Source organism: Serratia sp. L9 (assembly GCF_050632285.1).
Taxonomy (GTDB): Bacteria; Pseudomonadota; Gammaproteobacteria; order Enterobacterales; family Enterobacteriaceae; genus Chania.
In genome coordinates this window covers 4,486,496-4,505,556 of the sequence record NZ_CP192591.1, presented here as the reverse complement: position 1 = coordinate 4,505,556, position 19,061 = coordinate 4,486,496, and the positions used below count along the sequence as shown (strand labels likewise).

The window sequence follows — 19,061 nt, the reverse complement described above, 5'->3', positions numbered from 1 at the left end:
ATGAAACATTTTTTGCCACAGATGGTACGCCAGTTAATTTCTATTCGTCGGAATCAGAGAGTGGGACGTTAAATCATTATCAATTTTTTGACGCTACGGGTAATAACTGGAATCTGTACCAGTCAATCGATAAAAAAGGGAATGTCTTTAATAGCTACGGCCGCTTCTCCAGCAACTCCAACTCGATTCGTGACGAGTTTTTCGCGGCAGATGGCCACACCCATACCTATCATGAATTTTTTGCTGATGATGGCCATACCCATACTTATCACGAATTCTTTGCTGACTGTGGCCACTCTCACAGCTATCACGACTTTTTTGGCTGTAAACAAGAAATCCAGAGAGTGAAGGATAATCAATATCTTGAGTATTTTGGCCCGCCAGGTGGAGGGATATATGCTCCGAGTGGCAGCAGGGATGATGCTCGTGAAGCAGCCGAAGAGGGGTTTGATCAAGGCCAGGACGTTCGTGTCGATCCCCTAATACTCGACTTGGATGGCAATGGCATCACCACCACCAGTCTCACCGATGGCGTCTATTTTGACCATGATGGCAATGGGTTTGCTGCCAAAACGGCGTGGGTCGGCAGTGGCGATGGGATCCTGGTTTTTGACCGCAATAGTGACTCTGCGATTAATAATGGCGGTGAACTTTTTGGTAACCGCACGCTGCTCAGTAATGGGCAGCGTGCGGTGAATGGGTTTGAAGCGCTAAAAGAATTTGATACTAATAACGATGGCGTTATTGATGAAAATGATGAAATTTATCACCAACTGCGTGTTTGGGTTGATAAAAACAGTGATGGTATCGCTGATGAGGGTGAGTTACTGACGTTAAATGAGGCTGGCGTTGCCAGCATCAATACCGGTTATATCAATAGTAATCTGGTCGATAGCAATGGCAATGCGCATAGGCAACAAGGTTCATTTACCAAGACTGACGGCACAACGGCTGATATACATGACGTCTGGTTCGACGTGCATCTGTCAGATAGCGTGAGTAACGTGCAGATTGAGATCGACGAGGCAACAAAAAAGCTGCCCAACCTGCTGGGTTTTGGTAACGTCCACGACCTTCAGGCAGCAATAATGCTTGATAAATCAGGTCAGCTTAAAAGTGCCTTGGAAAATATTCTGGCTAAATCAAAGGATGCGGTTTCCTCTGGCGATTTGACCCAGGATATTAATGAGTTTATTTTTTTATGGGCGGGGGCAGATAAATATGCGGAAAATTCACGGGGCGCTGGAATAGATGCCAGGGCGCTATACTCATTAGAATCATTTATGGGGCGTGAGTTTACTCAAGGTGGCAGTAAAAACCCTAGCGGCAATGCAATTCAGCTTTTAAAACAATCATTTCAATCTATCTATGACTATGTATTTGTACAGTTAGTAACTATTCCGAAGATAAACAGTGCGGTGAGCTATGTTTGGGACTCGCAATATCAAGCCTATAGGCTGGATACGGAACCTCTTATTGCACTTTTCAAAAAGGAATATGATGTCAATTCTGTTGATTTCCTGAAAACTTTCCAGGCTTTCAGCAGCATATACGGTGCTGATCAACATAAAATGGCGGAGTTGGCGCTGGCCGGTGGCAAGCTTGATTCTATGTTTGGCCAGATAATGGAAACCATTAACCAAATGTCGGGTAATGAGTTTATTAAAAATATCGAACAGAATGGCAGTTTGATTATTTTAACCACTAATAATGGCGATACTGTCTATTTAGGCAGTAATACTAATGACACTATTACTGGCCGCGGCACCTTTAACGGCGGTACCGGCAATGACACCCTGAATGCCACGGTGTGGGACAGCAACGACACCTTCCTGTTCAATCTGGGTGACGGCCAGGATGTGATCAGCAACTACGGCGGCACCGACAAGATCGTTTTTGGTGAGGACGTGCAGGCCGGGATGATCAGTTACCGGCGTGAAGGGGCGCATCTGGTCGTGGTGGTGGGGGACAAGGGCGACCAAATGACCCTGGTCAACTACTTCAGCAACAGCGCCTACCAGACGGTGAACCGCTTTGAGTTTGCCGATGGCACGGTGTGGGAAGATATCCGCAAGCAGGTGTTTACCCAGCATTATACGGCTGGCGACGACACCATTGTCGGCACTGGCTGGGACGATGCGATCTACGCCGGTGACGGGAATGACATCATTACCGATAACAGCGGCATCAACTACCTGGACGGCGGGGCGGGCAACGACACCATTACCGGCCGCGGCACCTTTAACGGCGGTACCGGCAACGATATTCTGAATGCCACGGTGTGGGACAGCAACGACACCTTCCTGTTCAACCTGGGTGACGGCCAGGATGTGATCAGCAACTACGGTGGCACCGACAAGATCGTTTTTGGTGAGGACGTGCAGGCCGGGATGATCAGTTACCGGCGTGAAGGGGCGCATCTGGTCGTGGTGGTGGGGGACAAGGGGGATCAGATGACCCTGGTCAACTACTTCAGCAACAGCGCCTACCAGACGGTGAACCGTTTTGAATTTGCCGATGGCACGGTGTGGGCCGATATCCGCAAGCAGGTGTTTACCCAGTATTATACGGCTGGCGACGACACCATTGTCGGCACCGGCTGGGACGACGCGATCTACGCCGGTGACGGGAATGACATCATTACCGATAACAGCGGCATCAACTACCTGGACGGCGGGGCGGGCAACGACACCATTACCGGCCGCGGCACCTTTAACGGCGGTACCGGCAACGATATTCTGAATGCCACGGTGTGGGACAGCAACGACACCTTCCTGTTCAACCTGGGTGACGGCCAGGATGTGATCAGCAACTACGGCGGCACCGACAAGATCGTTTTTGGTGAGGATGTGAAAGCCGGGATGATCAGTTACCGGCGTGAAAGCAATAACCTGGTGGTCGTGGTGGGGGACAAGGGGGATCAGATGACCCTGGTCAACTACTTCAGCAACAGCGCCTACCAGACGGTGAACCGCTTTGAGTTTGCCGATGGCACGGTGTGGGAAGATATCCGCAAGCAGGTGTTTACCCAGCATTATACGGCTGGCGACGACACCATTGTCGGCACCGGCTGGGACGATGCGATCTACGCCGGTGACGGGAATGACATCATCACCGATAACAGCGGCATCAACTACCTGGACGGCGGGGCGGGCAACGACACCATTACCGGCCGCGGCACCTTTAACGGCGGTACCGGCAACGATATTCTGAATGCCACGGTGTGGGACAGCAACGACACCTTCCTGTTCAACCTGGGTGACGGCCAGGATGTGATCAGCAACTACGGCGGCACCGACAAGATCGTTTTTGGTGAGGACGTGAAAGCCGGGATGATCAGTTACCGGCGTGAGGGGGCGCATCTGGTCGTGGTGGTGGGGGACAAGGGGGATCAGATGACCCTGGTCAACTACTTCAGCAACAGCGCCTACCAGACGGTGAACCGTTTTGAGTTTGCCGACGGCACGGTGTGGGCCGATATCCGCAAGCAGGTGTTTACCCAGCATTATACGGCTGGCGACGACACCATTGTCGGTACCGGCTGGGACGATGCGATCTACGCCGGTGACGGGAATGACATCATCACCGATAACAGCGGCATCAACTACCTGGACGGCGGGGCGGGCAATGACACCATTACCGGCCGCGGCACCTTTAACGGCGGTACCGGCAACGATATTCTGAATGCCACGGTGTGGGACAGCAACGACACCTTCCTGTTCAACCTGGGTGACGGCCAGGATGTGATCAACAACTACGGCGGCACCGACAAGATCGTTTTTGGTGAGGACGTGAAAGCCGAGATGATCAGTTACCGGCGCGCAAGCAACAACCTGGTAGTGGTGGTGGGAGACAAGGGGGATCAGATGACCCTGGTCAACTACTTCAGCAACAGCGCCTACCAGACGGTGAACCGTTTTGAGTTTGCCGACGGCACGGTGTGGGCCGATATCCGCAAGCAGGTGTTTACCCAGCATTATACGGCTGGCGACGACACCATTGTCGGCACCGGCTGGGACGATGCGATCTACGCCGGTGACGGGAATGACATCATCACCGATAACAGCGGCATCAACTACCTGGACGGCGGGGCGGGCAACGACACCATTACCGGCCGCGGCACCTTTAACGGCGGTACCGGCAACGACACCCTGAATGCCACAGTGTGGGACAGCAACGACACCTTCCTGTTCAACCTGGGTGACGGCCAGGATGTGATCAACAACTACGGCGGCACCGACAAGATCGTTTTTGGTGAGGACGTGAAAGCCGAGATGATCGGCTACCGGCGTGAAAGCAACAACTTGGTGGTCGTGGTGGGAGACAAGGGGGATCAGATGACCCTGGTCAACTACTTCAGCAACAGCGCCTACCAGACGGTGAACCGTTTTGAGTTTGCCGACGGCACGGTGTGGGAAGATATACGTAAAACGGATGAATTCACCGCTGACACCACCGGAAAACCAAGGGCTTGGGCAGTTACGCCTGCCAATGCCATGACTGTCTCTGAGCCGACAGCCATAATGGGGCAGGCGAATAGTTTGATTTCTGCGATGGCGACGTTTGCTCCGCAGGGGGCGAGCTCTTCGGTATTACCAGACAATACTCAAATCCAAAACAATCTTATTTACGCTGCTAGCGCAGCCTAAGTTTAAATAGCCTACAGCAGCGTGGAGAGTTTTCTCTACGCTGCTTTATTAATGGCTGTGGATGTTACATTTTTTATTAGGGATGGCTCTACATTTTATGGATAGCACCGCTGATACGCTTGAAAAACCCATTTTATCATCGACGTCTGCTGTAACTGATACTGGTTTATTAGGCTTGGCTTTACTCTCTGCGTTCCATGGTATTCCTGCTGATGTTGTTCAGTTAAGGCATCAGTTTGGAAAAGGCTCCGAAGCTTTTGATGAAACAACATTACTACTCTCAGCCAAGGCATTGGATTTAAAAGCTAAAGTGATCAAGCAGCCGATCGAGCGTATTGATATGGTCACTTTGCCTGCCTTGGTTCTGTCTGATAGCGGGATTCATTTTATATTAGCGAAGGTTGAAGCTGATAAGGTATTAATTCACGACCTTGAGCAGGGTCGCCCGGTCGCCTTAAGTCTGCAGGAATTCGGTCAACGTTATCAGGGGCGTTTGCTGGTTGTCTCTTCACGGGATTCTGTGGCCCAGGCATTAACCAGATTTGATTTTACCTGGTTTATTCCAGCGGTTATCAAGTACCGTAAAATATTGCTTGAGGTTTTAGCTATCTCGTTTGTACTACAAATTCTTGCGTTAATCACCCCGCTGTTTTTCCAGGTGGTCATGGACAAGGTGTTAGTGCACCGGAGTTTTACTACCCTGGATGTGATCGCAGTGGGTTTATTGATTGTGTCGATATTTGATGTCGGGCTGTCTTTGTTGAGGAATTATATATTCTCACATACCACCAGCCGTATTGATGTGGAACTGGGGGCCAAACTGTTTCGCCATTTGCTCCGGTTACCGATAGCCTATTTTGAGGCAAGAAGAGTTGGCGATACCGTGGCCCGAGTCCGTGAGTTAGAAAATATCCGTAACTTTCTGACGGGGCAGGCATTAACCTCCATTTTAGATCTGTTGTTCTCTTTTGTTTTTATCGTTGTCATGCTGTTTTACAGTGGCTGGCTCACCTTGATCGTGGTGGTTTCCCTGCCTTGTTATGCCATTTGGTCTGCCAGTATTACTCCGGTTCTTCGTCGGCGGCTGAACGAAAAATTTGCCAGGGGTGCGGATAACCAATCTTTTTTGGTTGAGTCGGTTGGGGGCATGGGAACCATTAAAGCGATGGCCGTTGAACCCCATATGACGCGCAAGTGGGATAATCAGTTATCGGCTTATGTCCACGCGGGCTTTAAAGTGACCCGCTTGGCCAATATTGGCCAGCACGGCGTGCAGCTTATTCAGAAATTGGTAACGGTTTCAACCCTGTGGCTTGGAGCCCATCTGGTTATCGGTGGTGAACTGTCCGTGGGGCAGTTGATAGCGTTTAATATGTTGGCCGGGCAGGTGGCCGCGCCGGTCATTCGTTTGGCCCAGCTTTGGCAAGATTTTCAGCAGGTGGGTATCTCCGTCGAACGGCTGGGTGATGTCCTTAACAGCAAGACGGAAAACCCCGCCAGCCGTGCAGCATTACCGCCTATTCAGGGTAATATCGCATTTGATGATATCGTGTTCCGTTACCGGCCAGATGGCCCTGAAATATTGAAGCATCTGAAATTAGAAATCAGGGCCGGAGAAGTTATTGGTATCGTCGGCCGTTCTGGTTCGGGTAAAAGTACCTTGACCAAACTGCTACAACGTCTTTATGTCCCAGAAAGTGGGCGTGTTTTAGTTGATGGCAATGATTTGTCGCTGGTCGACCCTGCCTGGCTACGCCGCCAGATTGGCGTGGTTTTGCAGGAGAATTTATTATTTAACGCCTCGATCAGAGATAATATTGCATTAACCGATCCTGGAATGAGCCTGGATAAAGTTATTCAGGCAGCGAAATTGGCAGGCGCCCATGAATTCATCATGGAGTTGGCGGAGGGGTATGACAATATTGTAGGGGAGCAGGGTTCAAATCTATCGGGAGGTCAGCGACAACGTATCGCTATTGCCAGAGCTTTGGTCACTGAACCGCGAATTTTAATTTTTGATGAAGCAACCAGCGCCCTGGATTATGAGTCAGAGCGGGCAATCATGAAAAACATGCGTGCCATTTGTCATGGGAGGACGGTATTGATTATTGCTCACCGCTTATCTACGGTGCGTGGTGCTAATCGTATTATTGCTATGGATAAAGGGCAAATTGTAGAAGCCGGTCGTCATGATGAATTATTAGCTAAACCCGGTGGCTATTATGCCCATCTACACAGTTTGCAGCAGGGATAATGCCAATGAGACATAAATTTAGTGCGTTAAAAATTTTCTATCAGCGTTATCGCGATGCTTTTAAAAAAGTCTGGCAGGTTCGCGATCGGCTTGATCCTCCAACACGGACGGCAGATGAGTTAGCATTTTTACCTGCACATTTAGAACTGGTTGATACGCCTCTATCACCCCTTCCCCAGTGGTGGGCCAGAGCCATTATTCTCTTTTGTACTTTAACCCTGCTGTGGGCCATTTTGGGCCATATGGATATCGTGGCCGTGTCTGGTGGTAAAACCATCACGGGGGGACGGACCAAAATCATTCAAGCGCTGGAGCCTGCGGTGATTGAGTCGATTCATGTGAAAGATGGGCAACATGTTGAGGTTGGGCAATTACTGATTGAATTGGACACGACTACGGCCAAGGCGGAATATCAACAAGCCAGAGAGTCTTTGCTGGCCTCACGGCAGATGTACGCCCGCTATACCGGGCTATTGGCCGCAATTGATACCGGCAAGGTCCCGGAATTGGTGATGTTCGAAGGCGAGACAGAAGAGAAACACGATGCGGAGAAAACCATTCTGTTGGGGCAATATACAGCTTATATCGCCCAGGTAAGTACTCAGGAGATGTTAATTGGCCAGAAAGAGGCCGAAATAAATACCATGCAGCAGGAAATTAATAAACTGGTGAATATCTCGGAAATTATAGCCTCTAAAGCTGTTGATTATAAACGGCTTTATAATGCGAGTTTTATGTCTAAGCATGAATGGCTGCAAAAAGAGCAGGAATATATCGAGCATAAAAGCAATCTGGTTATTCAGCGTGGTCGGCTGGCCGAGTATCAGGCCGCCCTGAAGGCACTGCAACAGGAATTGAAGGGGATTACTGTAAACTTTCGCATGGAGGCATTAGAAAAACAGAAACAGGCTCAAGATAATACCATCCAGTATGAACATGAAACACGTAAAAACAAACAGCGGCAGGATATCTTAAGCCTGAAAGCTCCTGTCAGTGGCATGGTGCAGCAACTTGCCGTTCACACGATTAGAGGGATTGTGACCGAAGCGCAGCCGTTATTAGCTATTGTCCCCGATGACGATGTCGTTGAGGTGGAAGCGATGGTTGAAAATAGGGATATAGGATTCATTAAGGTTGGTCAGGAAGCCGTGGTGAAAATAGAATCCTTCCCTTATACCCGATATGGGCATATTAAAGGCATCGTCGAAAATATTTCCCATGATGCCATCCAGGATGAAAAGAAAGGATTAATCTTCCCCGCCAGAATTCGTTTAGCCAAGACCTATATTATTATCGATGGCACCAAGATCCATTTGACCTCAGGGATGAGCGTAAGTGCGGAAATTAAAACCGGTAAACGCAGGGTTATTGATTATTTCCTGAGTCCTTTAAAACAGTATACGACGGAGGGCTTGAGAGAACGTTAAGTTGGCACGTTGTAGCCACATAGAACAGGTTTTCTGGGCGAGCCGTTAACTGCCAACAGCGGGGGGAACGACACGAAACGGTGAGCGTGGAGCAAGCCGGAAAATCTATTACGGTGGTTTACACCCGGCTCCACCTAGCGAACACCGCCTGCAATAAGCCGTAAGCGATGTTGCCGTGGGTAGCTCTCGCAGATACCTTGCTGTTGCAGCAGCCAGAGCAGCCTTTCGCTATCGTGCCTGTCGGCGTCAAACAGCAAGCCGACCACGCTGCCGCTGTGCGCCACGTTAAGGCCGTAAATACCACTCTGCTCAACGATACCCTGCAACTTATCAAACCGGGGTTTAGGTAACAGCGTTTGGCTGGCGCGTGCGCTCAGCGTGGTGGCTTCGCCTAATTGATGGCAATCCTGGTTTTGCATTGCCTGCGAAAACAGCGCCCAGGCCTGTGCCAGGGTTGCGGCATTGTCCCACAGAGCCTGACGGCGATCGCGCCGGTGATAGTCGGCGGTGTTCAGGGTTTGAGGGCTTTCCAGCAGCAGGATATCGAGTGGGGGCAGCCAGTCACCGGCGATCTGGGTTGTGGCCGTCTGGTGATCGAACAGCGTCAGTTGGCGAAACAGCGTGCTGTCGGTGGGTTCCAGTTGTACACACAAACTGGCTAGCATGGCTTCGCCCAGATGGGTGCCAAAATGGCGAGCCGTGGCCTGCGCAGTGGCAGCAATATCGGCGGTGCTGCTCGCCATCCCTTTGGCCAGCGGAATAGACGAGTCGAATTCAATGCGTAAACCGCCTGCGGCCTCGGCGGGCACCCCAAGGTGTTCCAGCACGCTTAACAGCATCTGGCGCATTAAGGGGCGCTCATTTTTCCCCGGCTGGCCAGCGGTTACCGAGACATGGCTGAACCAGTTTATCGGGCAGGAAACCAGCTTTTCCCCGCCGAGGATCCAACCCTGCAACAGTTCGCCGCATGAGGCCGGGCAACTGGCTTCAGCCATCGGCAAATACCTGCTGCAAAGCGGCGATCAGCGTGCGGTTGGCCGCTTCGCTTTTTATCGCCACACGATAATAGTCAGCCGAGAGGCCAGGGTAGTTGGCGCAGTGGCGGATCAGGATACGGTGTTGCAACAATGCCTGCTGCAAATCAAATCCGGGGCGCAGGCAGCGTAAGAAAATATAGTTTGCTGCCCCTGGCCAGATGCGTAACTGCGGCAGGGTGGCCAGGGCGTCAAACAGCCACGCCCGCTGTTGGGCCAGCCATTGGTGAGTCTGATGAATATAGGCGCCATCGTTGAGGATCACTTCACCCGCCAATGCCGCATAGGCATTGATCGTCCAGGGCTCGCGCAACTGTTTCATCTGCTGCAAACCAGGCCGATCGCTGCTCACCAGATAGCCGAGACGCAGCCCCGGAATGGCGAAGAATTTAGTCAGTGAACGCAATATGTAGAGGCGGGAATAATCGCCTATCTGCGGGATCAGCCCCGGCACCTCCGGCAGAAAATCGATAAAGGCTTCGTCAACGATCAGCGCAATATCATAGCGGCGGCAACAGTTGACAATGGCTTGCAGCAAGGCTGGGTCTGGCATCAGCCCGGTGGGGTTATTGGGGGTGGCGAGGAACAGGCAATCTGGGCGGCGCTCAGCCAGGGTCTGCAACAGCCGTTCATCGGGTTGAAAACTGCTGGCTTCATCCAGGGGATAATTTTCTATTTGGCAGCCAGCCCGCTGCAATGCCCGGCGGTATTCGGCAAAACCCGGCGTGAGCAGCAGGGCGGTGCGCGGGCGTAGCTGGTTGACGATGCTGTAAATCAGCTCGGTTGCTCCGTTGCCCGCCATGATATTTTCAGGCTGGCATTGGTGCGCCAGAGCCAATGCCGCATGCAGTTGCCGATATTCCACATCGGGATAATATTCGGCGCAGGCCAGATGCTCAATAATCGCCGCCTTGAGGCTGGCGGGCATGCCGAGCGGATTGATATTGGCGCTGAAATCAATAATTTCTGCGGGATCAAGGCCGGATTTCAGCGCCATCTCCAAGACGTTACCACCATGTTCACTCACGCTTTTTCGTTCCCCTTATCCCATTCGGCGTTCAGGATAACATCCGGGGAGGAATGACGGCTAACGGCAGTTGCTCTGGCACAAAGGCCAGACACTCTCGCAGATTGACCACGTTACCCACCACGATCAGTGCCGGGGCGGTCAAACCCGCAGCGGCTACCTGCTCGACCAGCGTGTCCAACCTACCGGCGGCAATCTTCTGCCGCTGCTGGCTGGCATGCATCACTACCGCCGCAGGCGTAGAGGCGGGTTTTCCCCCGGCGATCAACTGCTGGCAAATGCTGGCCAACTGCGTCATGCCCATCAGGATCACCAACGTCCCCTCCAGTTTGGCTAACTGCCCCCAATCCTGAGGCTCGTTTCCCTGGCGCAAATGGCCGGTTATCACATGAAAACCTGAAGCATAATCACGGTGGGTAACCGGGATGCCAGCGTAGGCCAGACCACCGATGGCGGAGCTGATGCCGGGCACCACTTCAAACGGGATTTGTGCCTGCGCCAAGGCTTCGGCTTCTTCGGCACCCCGGCCAAATACGTAAGGATCGCCACCTTTCAGCCGCACCACGTTCAGGCCGCGCCGGGCGCAATCAACCAACAACTGATTAATCTGGGGCTGTGGCACCGGGTGGCGATCGGGGTTTTTACCCACGTTGTACATCTCGCAATCGCCGGGGGCCTGTTGCACGAGTTCGGCACTGACCAAACGATCGTAAACCAGCGCCTGCGCCTGCCGGATACAGTCCAGCCCCTTGACGGTGATCAGCGACGCATCCCCTGGCCCGGCACCGACCAACCAAACTTTTCCACTTTTCATCATCGTCATACCGTTATCAGGCTGGCTGAGGATCGTTGAGCGCTACCCGCACCACATCGCGGGCAATCATCAACTCTTCGTTGGTATTCACAATCGCAATCTGCACCTTTGCTCCTGGGCTCTGGATAAAGGGCTGATTGGCATTATTCTTTTCCTCGTCCAGCTCAATCCCCAGGAAGCCCAACTGATGGCAGATCTGCTGGCGCGCATTGCGGGCGTTTTCCCCAATCCCGCCGGTGAAAATCAGCACATCAAGGCCGCCTAGTTGCACGATATAGCTGCCAATCACCGCGCGGATACGTTCGGCAAACAGTTTGAGCGCCAACTGTGCCTGCGGGTTGCCCGCTGCGGCGGCCTGTTCAACATCGCGATAATCGTGCGAGACACCAGATACCCCCAGCAATCCGGACTGGTTGTTGATCAAGCGGTTGATATCCTGCGCACTCTGGCCTTCAGTTTGCTGAATATAGGGCAGGATGGAAGGATCGATGTCACCGCTGCGGGTGCCCATCATCACACCGGCCTGCGGCGTGAAGCCCATGGAGGTGTTAACCGAGCGGCCATGATGAATGGCGCAAATGCTGGAACCGTTGCCCAGATGGCAAGAGATGATGCGCAGCGTTTCCAGCGGCTGGCCGAGTCGCTGTGCACACAGGGCGCTGACATATTTATGGCTGGTGCCGTGGAAACCGTAACGGCGAATGCCAAGCTCGGCGTAATAGCGCCACGGCAGCGGGTAGAGATAGTGAATATCGCTCAGCGTCTGGTGGAAGGCGGTATCAAACACCGCAACGGCACGGGCCTTGGGCAGCGCCTGTTGGAAGACGCGGATCGCCAGGGCATTGACCGGATTGTGCAGCGGTGCCAGGGCGCCAAGCTGTTCGATTTTTTCCAATACTTCCTGGGTGATCGTTACCGAATCGCAGAAGGCTTCACCGCCGTGGGCAACGCGGTGGCCTACCCCGCAGATTTCATCCAGCGAAGTCACAATACCCTGCTCGAGCAGTGCATTCAGCAGATGCAGGGCAGCTTCGCGGCAATCCTTGATCGGCAGGGTTTCACGCCATTGCTGCTCCCCGGCGCGTAGGGTAAACACCGCGTCCTGCAGGCCAATGCGTTCGATCAAACCCTGGCAGATCACCTGCTCATCGGGTTGGGTGAACAACTGAAACTTCAGCGAAGAACTGCCGGCGTTTATCGCCATAATCTTACCGGACATACGACTCTCCATGAGGGGTTAAAAAACAGATCAGGTCTTCCATTCCGGCGCCTGATTTTGCCGAGGTAATAAAGATTTGCTGCACGCCAGCCTGCTGCAGGCGCTCTGTCGCCCAGGCCAACTGATTTGAATGTGTCAGGGTGTCGGCCTTGCTGATAATGCCAATGACCGGCTGGGTGAAAACCTGGGCGAATGCCGGGGCAAACCAGCTCTGCTCGGCATCCAGATTCTGCACCAGGCCGACCACGTCCGCCTCGCAGGCGCTGGCGAGCAGGGCGCTGTACAAACAACGGTTTTCCAGATACTCGCCGGGGGTGTCGATTGCGCAATCCTGCCAGTCGATAGCCTGGGTTTTGCGGTAATTCAGCTCTTCACCCTGCAGGCGTTGGATCAATGAGGTTTTGCCGCACTGGCTCGGCCCGATCAGCATGATGCGTTTCATGGCCTCAGGTCCGTGTCAGGGGGCAGGCGGTGAACTTCATCATGTCCCCGAGGGTGTAGACCACCTGCTTGAGGGCATACTCCACCGCCGAGACATCGCCGGTGAAGACCACGGCTCCGGTAAAGCGATCGATAAAGCCAATCTCTACCGCCCCGGACTTGGTGGCGATATCGCTGGCGATGATTGACGCTTCGCTGGGGGTGATGGTCAGAATACCGATGGCATTGCAGGCCTCGCTCAGGCCGAGCTTCTTGTAGAGCGCTTTGTTGGGGTTGGCGATCAGGTGCGCCAGGGTGATCTGTTTACCCGGCACATATTCCTGAATAACGCGTTCCGTAGCGGTTGGCTTTTCCATCATGCCCCCTGAACCAGTTGTTGCCACAAGGCTTGATGCGGGCGCGGGATCAGGGTGCTGTAAATCAGCAGGCCATTTTCGCCAGCGCTTTGGTTGGCAACCTCTAGCGCATTTTGCACATCGGCAATATCCCCGCTCATCACCTGATAGCACTTGCCACCGATGCCAAACGCCATATGAATTCGCACCAATGTGATATGCGCGGCTTTCACTGCCCGATCGGCGGCGGTAATGCAGGCCACGGCGCTCCAGGTTTCCACCACGCCAATCGCCTGCCGCTGTTCTACCGAATTGAGCCCGCTCAGGGCTGGCAGCACCGAAGGGTGGATGTTGGGCAGCACGATGCTGTCGACCAGCAGATGGCCGCTGTACTGGGTGGCGTTTTGCACCGATTGCGTCACGGCGCCGACATCGCCACCGACCATCAATAAAAATTTACCCGGGCAGAGGGTCTTGCAAACCAGCAGTTCCACGTTGGCACTTTTCAGCATCAGGTCACAGACCTCCATGCCCTTGGCGATACTGCTTAGTTCAACAATTCCAATGGCTTGTGACATAGCTTATCCTTTGACTAAGGTGATGGTGGTGGCACTGACTTCGGCCACCAGACCGCTGATGCTGGCGTGGATCGGGGCGCCAAGTGCCCCCTCGGCGACCTGCGCAATGCACTGGCCGTGTACCACGTTTTCTCCGGCCACCACGTTTGGCTGCGCGGCGGCCCCGATATGTTGACGTAACGGCAGAACGACCCGTTCAGGCTGATATTGCGCGGCACTGAGTGGGGCGGAGTGATACCACGGGGTTAAGGCCAGCCTGGTAACCAGGCGTGAAGTGGGCACCATGCGGTATTGCGCCATCGGGTCTGCCTCACGCAGTTCCCCGTTGTAACGCGCCCCTTGCTGCCTTAATTGCGCTTTCAACAGTTGGTTGACGCGCATTGGCGAAATGTCGACCGGGCAAGAGTAGCTTTCGCACAGGCTGCATTCCGAGCAGGTAAGGGCGCTCAGCAAGATCTCGGGGGTCGCCACCTGCTGGTAATTCACCGCTCTGATCAGCAGATGGGGGAAAGCTCATGACCAATCAGATGGCGGGGGCACAGCTCCGTACACTGACGGCACTGTTCGCAAACGGTCAGCGCCGTGGCCATGATGGTTTTATCGCTACGGGTACGCCGCACGATCAGCGGGTGATCGGCGGGCAACACCAGCAGGCCACCGCTGGTTTTGGTGACAGGCTGATCGAGGTTTTCCAGCAGGCGGCCCATCATCGGGCCACCGTTGATAAAACCCGGTTGATCAACGGTGGCGCCACCGGCCAGCTCCAGCACCTCGCGAAAACTGACGCCCAGCGGCACCGTCAGCGTTATGGGCCGGGCGACGGCACCGTTCACCGTCAGGGTGCGGCGGGTTACCGGCCACTGCTGTTCCACGGCGCGGGCAATATTCAGCACCGTCTGCACGTTGTTCACCACCACGCCAATACTGACAGGGAGCGCTGCCGGAGGCACCCGGCGGCCGGTTGCCAGCCAGATGGTGATCACTTCGTCACCGGCAGGGTAAACGTCTGGCAGGATATGCAGGCGGATAGAGGGGGCAGCAGCGGCTCTAACGCCTCTATTGCTGCCGCGTATTTGGCTTTCAACGCGATAATGCCTTGCCTGGCACCCGTCGCGGTCATGGCATATTGCAGACCCCGCACCAGACGAGCCGCCTGCTGCGGGATCAACTGTTGATCCACCTTTAACATCGGCTCGCATTCGGCGGCGTTAATCAAAAAGATCTCTGCCTGTGCCTGCAATTTGACGGCGGTGGGGAAACCGGCTCCCCCAGCGCCGACCACGCCGGCAGCGTGAACCCGCTGGCGGATGGTTTCGGCGTCGCACGGGGTGTTAAGCTGGGCGGAATTCATAGCAGCGCCTCAATAATTTCGCGAATATCAGCGGCGGTCGCGGCTCGCGGCGTGGTTTTCAGCGTGGCATCGGCCTGGGCGGCGACAATCATGGCCGGGATGCTGGCCTCCAACTGGTTGGCACCGACCTTGAGATCGCGCAGATAGCGCGGCAGGCCACACTGGTTTTTCAACTGTTCAATACGTTGGATCAGTTGGTTAACCGCCTGGCGTTCGTCACATTGAGCCGGGCTGATACCGCACACCTGCGCGAGTCTTGCATAGCGTTTGCGCGCGCGGTTGTCTGCGGCGTTGTACTGGATCACCGGCACCAGCAGCAGCGCATTTGCCAAGCCGTGGGCGATATGGAACTGCCCACCCAGTTGGTGGGCGATAGCGTGGTTGATCCCCAACCCGGCCTGGCTGAAGGCGATGCCCGCCAGCGTAGAGGCGTTGTGCATTTTGCCCCGGGTGATCAGGCAATCACCCTGGCGGCAGGCGGTGGGCAAGTGGCGAAACACCAGTTGTGCCGCCTTTTCGGCCAACGCGTCGGTAAAGTCGCTGGCGCGGGGGGACACATAGGCTTCCAGGGCGTGGGTCAGTACGTCCATCCCGGTGTTGGCGGTGATCGCCGGGGGAACGGTGGCGACCAGGGTGGGATCGAGGATAGCGATATCCGGGTAAATTTCATCGCTGAACAGCGGGTATTTGATGCCTTTGCTGGGATCGCTAATCACAAAGGCGCTGGTGACTTCCGAGCCGGTGCCGCTGGTGGTGGGGATGGCGATACAGGTTTCGATATCAATGCCCTGCTGGCGGCTGAACCAGACGATGGCCTTGGCCGCATCCAGCGCGGAACCGCCGCCGAAACCGATCACCACGTCGGGGCGCAGGGCCTGCATCTGCTCAATGCCCTTGACCACGGTGGCGATGGTGGGATCGGGCGTGATATCGCTGAACAGGCTGAGCGGGTTGTCTGCCGGTAAGGCCTGTTTCAGCCGCTCAAGCAGCGGCGAGGTGGCGAGAAAACCGTCACAGATGATCCAGATTTTACGCTGGCGAAAACGCCCCAACACCTTGAGGCTGTCATCACCGCTATAAACACGCGTCGGTACGGAAAAGGTTTTCATAGGTTCTCGCTCAGCGAATGGAAAACGCGTTGGTCAATACGCAGCGCCGCTGGCGGGCGAAGGTGCGGGCAGAGGTGGTGCCCTCGCCGGTTGGGGTGGCGATGGTAAAGGTGGTAAAGCCTTCACCGCCGACGCCTATCCCGGCATAAGAAGGGCCGTTTTTGACAAAAATCGAGGTTTGCAGCCGCTGGGCGGCCAGATTGAGCCGGGAAACATTCTGCGAATGCATGATCGCGGTGTGGTGCAGGCCGTCTTCTACCTGCAATGCCAATTTCAGACCCGCTTCAAAATCGGGCACGCGCACTACCGGTAATAACGGCATCAACTGTTCGATGGTGACCAGCGGATCGTCCCCGGCCACTTCCACCAGAAGCAGGCGCGGCGGCTTGGCCGGGCAGGGTAATCCGGCGGCGGCCAGCAATTGCGCCGGGCTTTTGCCCACCAGATCTTTATTGGCATGGCCATCTGCCAGGCAAACCTGGCGCAGCCGCTCCACGTCCTGAGGCTGGGCGATCAGCAGTGCGTCAAAGGCCTGCATCTGTTGCAACAGACGGTCGGCGACGCTGGCCACCACGATCAGCGCTTTTTCGGCGATGCAGGGCAGGTTGTAGTCGAAAGAGGCCCCGCTCACGATATCCTGCGCGGCTTTCACCAGCTCGGCGGTTTCATCCACCAGACAAGGTGGATTACCTGCGCCTGCGCCAATCACTTTCTTGCCGCTTTTCATCCCCATGTTCACGATGCCAGGGCCACCGGTGATCGCCAGCAGGGCGATTTTGGGGTGTGCCATCATCTCCTGGGTGGCGGCAAAACTGGGCTCTTTTACCGTTACCACCAGGTTACGGATGCCACAGCTGTTGAAAATAATTTCTTCAACCAGCGCAATTAAATCCAACGACACGCTTTTAGCACCTGGATGCGGGCTGAAATAAACCGCATTGCCCGCAGCCAACATGCTGATGCTGTTATTGATGATGGTTTCGGTCGGGTTGGTGCTGGGGGCGACGGCCCCAATCACGCCAAAGGGGGAATACTCAAACAGCACCATGCCGCCGTCACCGGTGATGGCGGTGGTGGTCAGATCTTCAACGCCTGGGGTGTTTTCCAGGGCGGCCTGGTTTTTCAGCAGCTTATCGGTGCTGTTACCCATGCCGGTTTCGCTGGCTCCGCGTTCGGCCAGTGCCGGAAGGAGAGGTTTCAGCTGTTCGCGCAGGGCGCTGATCATGGCGCTGCGGGTTTTTAATGGGCTCTGCTGGAAACGCACAAATGCCTGGTATGCGGCATTGACCGCTTCATCAACGCGGTCGAAAATGGCAACGGCACGCGGGGCTGGCGCAGTTTCAGAGGTCAATTTCTCGGTGAGGATAGTGCGAATGAGAGACTCAAGGTCGGTAGTGTTCATAATTCATTCCTCAAATGTAAAGCCACGATGGCCGCTTGTGCGATATGCATATCCTGTTCAACGCTGCCGCCGCTGATCCCCAGCCCGCCAATCAGTTGGCCGTTACGCCACAGTGGGTAGCCGCCGCCAAAGGTGACGACCTTGCCGCCCAGGCTGGCTTCTAACTGGAAAAGATCGCCACCCGGCTGGATAGCGGCGCTGATCTGGTGGGTGGCGCTCTTCATTGCCACAGCCGTCCAGGCTTTTTTCGGGGCCAGTTCGCTACTGACCAGCAGGGTGTCGGGCATGCGGTAGGTCATAATCATGTTGCCGTGGCGATCCGCGACGGCAATCACCACCGGGACGCTAAGTTCCAGGGCGCTGGCGACCGTCAGTTTTAATAACTGGTGGACATCGGCAAATGTCAGTTCGCCGTTGTTGGTTTGGGGGGACGGGGCCCCCAGATTCTGGCTGGCAGCCAGGTAGCGGGCCGCCACCGTTTGGGTGATCTGCTGCAACCGTTGCCGCTGGTCTTCATCCCGCGCCAGGGCGTACAGACAATCCGAAAGCCGGTTCAGGTATTGCAGTAATGTCTGGCGAACCGACACCTGTTCCGCCAGCTCAATCAACCGGCGTTCTGCCCGGCGGGCCAGCGTGCGGGCAAAATGCAGGCGGCTGCCCGCTTCGCTATTCCCCGGCAGGATAAAACCCTGTGCTGGCGGTAAGGCTGACATGCAGCGATCTACCGCCTGTTCCAACTGATGGATATGATCGGCGGTGATGGTTTTGCGATCGCTCGCTGTCGCGGTGTCGCCTTCACTTGCCAGTTCGGCGCTGAAATAGAACAGTTGGTGCTGCACCGCTGCGATCAGTTGCCGGTTCTCATCATTCTGAACCGCCTGAGCACAAAGGCTGAGGGCGGCGTTCAGCTCATCCAGGGTGCCGTAGGTTTCCACCCGTGGGTGGCTCTTTTTCACCCGTTGGCCGGTAAACAGCGCGGTGGTGCCTTTATCGCCGGTTTTGGTGTAAATGCTCATCAATAGCCTCTTTCCTCACCCACTCCCAAAGGGAGAGGGGATTGTTCGTGCCACAAATTGACGTGTGTGTCTGACCGCAGCGCCGTACTGCTCTCTCACCCTGCGGGAGAGGAGGGCGCAGGCGCCTAATAAATGCTCACGCTATCGACGATGGCGACAACCGCCAGATCGATGGCGTCGTTGGGTTCGGCAAACACCCGCCGGGCACTGGAGCCGCCAGAAAGCAGCACCAGCTCACCCTCACCGGCACCGACGGAGTCCACCGCAACTTCATCAGGCTTATCGCTGGCTGGGGGCAATGACCCGTCGCCGGTAACGCGCCGCACCAGCAGCAGTTTTCTGCCGATCAGCGTCGGTGATTTCTGCGTTGACACCACGGAACCTACTACTCTGGCTAGCTGCATG

The 19,061-nt window shown here is 55.0% G+C and carries 15 protein-coding genes and 1 pseudogene; 3 read left to right on the top strand and 13 right to left on the bottom strand.

What is annotated here, in order from left to right; genetic code table 11:
- Positions 1–122 precede the first annotated feature (122 nt).
- Positions 123–263, bottom strand: a complete 141-nt coding sequence (locus ACQ86O_RS21545) for a hypothetical protein (RefSeq protein ID WP_431222788.1) — start codon at positions 261–263, stop codon at positions 123–125.
- An 81-nt stretch (positions 264–344) separates the two neighbouring features.
- Here ACQ86O_RS21545 and ACQ86O_RS21540 point away from each other — a divergent pair, with 81 nt between their 5' ends.
- The 3 genes from ACQ86O_RS21540 to ACQ86O_RS21530 all read left to right on the top strand — a co-directional run bounded on the left by ACQ86O_RS21540 (position 345) and on the right by ACQ86O_RS21530 (position 8,330).
- The gene (locus ACQ86O_RS21540) at positions 345–4,649 is read left to right on the top strand and encodes a calcium-binding protein (RefSeq protein WP_431222787.1); all 4,305 of its coding nucleotides are present in this window, start codon (positions 345–347) and stop codon (positions 4,647–4,649) included.
- 97 nt (positions 4,650–4,746) lie between these two features.
- Positions 4,747–6,903 carry a type I secretion system permease/ATPase gene (locus tag ACQ86O_RS21535; protein WP_431222786.1) on the top strand — a complete coding sequence of 719 codons (2,157 nt, stop codon included), beginning with the start codon at positions 4,747–4,749 and terminating at the stop codon, positions 6,901–6,903.
- A gap of 5 nt (positions 6,904–6,908) precedes the next feature.
- The gene (locus tag ACQ86O_RS21530) at positions 6,909–8,330 is read left to right on the top strand and encodes an HlyD family type I secretion periplasmic adaptor subunit (RefSeq protein ID WP_431222785.1); all 1,422 of its coding nucleotides are present in this window, start codon (positions 6,909–6,911) and stop codon (positions 8,328–8,330) included.
- Positions 8,331–8,464: 134 nt separating this feature from the next.
- On the opposite strand, the gene ACQ86O_RS21525 is transcribed toward ACQ86O_RS21530, so the two are convergent.
- The 12 genes and pseudogenes from ACQ86O_RS21525 to ACQ86O_RS21470 all read right to left on the bottom strand — a co-directional run bounded on the left by ACQ86O_RS21525 (position 8,465) and on the right by ACQ86O_RS21470 (position 19,060).
- Positions 8,465–9,325: a GHMP kinase gene (locus ACQ86O_RS21525; protein WP_431222784.1), complete on the bottom strand. Its 861-nt coding sequence runs from the start codon at positions 9,323–9,325 to the stop codon at positions 8,465–8,467.
- On the bottom strand, positions 9,318–10,391 hold the full coding sequence (cobD, locus tag ACQ86O_RS21520) for a threonine-phosphate decarboxylase CobD (protein ID WP_431222783.1): 1,074 nt from the start codon (positions 10,389–10,391) through the stop codon (positions 9,318–9,320). Before cobD ends, ACQ86O_RS21525 begins: the two co-directional genes overlap by 8 nt.
- Positions 10,392–10,422: 31 nt before the next feature.
- A complete protein-coding gene (gene cobA / locus ACQ86O_RS21515; RefSeq protein ID WP_431225797.1) occupies positions 10,423–11,205 on the bottom strand; it encodes a uroporphyrinogen-III C-methyltransferase in 783 nt (260 codons plus the stop codon).
- A gap of 16 nt (positions 11,206–11,221) precedes the next feature.
- On the bottom strand, positions 11,222–12,424 hold the full coding sequence (locus tag ACQ86O_RS21510; protein ID WP_431222782.1) for an acetate/propionate family kinase: 1,203 nt from the start codon (positions 12,422–12,424) through the stop codon (positions 11,222–11,224).
- On the bottom strand, positions 12,414–12,866 hold the full coding sequence (locus tag ACQ86O_RS21505) for a EutP/PduV family microcompartment system protein (protein WP_431222781.1): 453 nt from the start codon (positions 12,864–12,866) through the stop codon (positions 12,414–12,416). Before ACQ86O_RS21505 ends, ACQ86O_RS21510 begins: the two co-directional genes overlap by 11 nt.
- A 4-nt stretch (positions 12,867–12,870) precedes the next feature.
- On the bottom strand, positions 12,871–13,221 hold the full coding sequence (gene eutS / locus ACQ86O_RS21500) for an ethanolamine utilization microcompartment protein EutS (protein WP_431225796.1): 351 nt from the start codon (positions 13,219–13,221) through the stop codon (positions 12,871–12,873).
- Entirely contained in the window at positions 13,221–13,778 is a 558-nt protein-coding gene (locus ACQ86O_RS21495) for a BMC domain-containing protein (protein ID WP_431222780.1), read from the bottom strand. Before ACQ86O_RS21495 ends, eutS begins: the two co-directional genes overlap by 1 nt.
- A gap of 3 nt (positions 13,779–13,781) precedes the next feature.
- Positions 13,782–15,129, bottom strand: a pseudogene (locus ACQ86O_RS21490) (4Fe-4S dicluster domain-containing protein).
- Complete coding sequence (locus ACQ86O_RS21485; protein WP_431222779.1) at positions 15,126–16,238, bottom strand: 1-propanol dehydrogenase PduQ; 1,113 nt, start codon at positions 16,236–16,238, stop codon at positions 15,126–15,128. The pseudogene ACQ86O_RS21490 and the gene ACQ86O_RS21485 overlap by 4 nt, the downstream one beginning before the upstream one ends.
- A 10-nt stretch (positions 16,239–16,248) precedes the next feature.
- Complete coding sequence (locus ACQ86O_RS21480) at positions 16,249–17,640, bottom strand: aldehyde dehydrogenase family protein (protein ID WP_431222778.1); 1,392 nt, start codon at positions 17,638–17,640, stop codon at positions 16,249–16,251.
- Positions 17,637–18,656 carry a cob(I)yrinic acid a,c-diamide adenosyltransferase gene (locus tag ACQ86O_RS21475; RefSeq protein ID WP_431222777.1) on the bottom strand — a complete coding sequence of 340 codons (1,020 nt, stop codon included), beginning with the start codon at positions 18,654–18,656 and terminating at the stop codon, positions 17,637–17,639. Before ACQ86O_RS21475 ends, ACQ86O_RS21480 begins: the two co-directional genes overlap by 4 nt.
- 125 nt (positions 18,657–18,781) lie before the next feature.
- Positions 18,782–19,060, bottom strand: a complete 279-nt coding sequence (locus tag ACQ86O_RS21470) for a EutN/CcmL family microcompartment protein (protein WP_431222776.1) — start codon at positions 19,058–19,060, stop codon at positions 18,782–18,784.
- Between the last annotated feature and the right edge of the window lies 1 nt (position 19,061).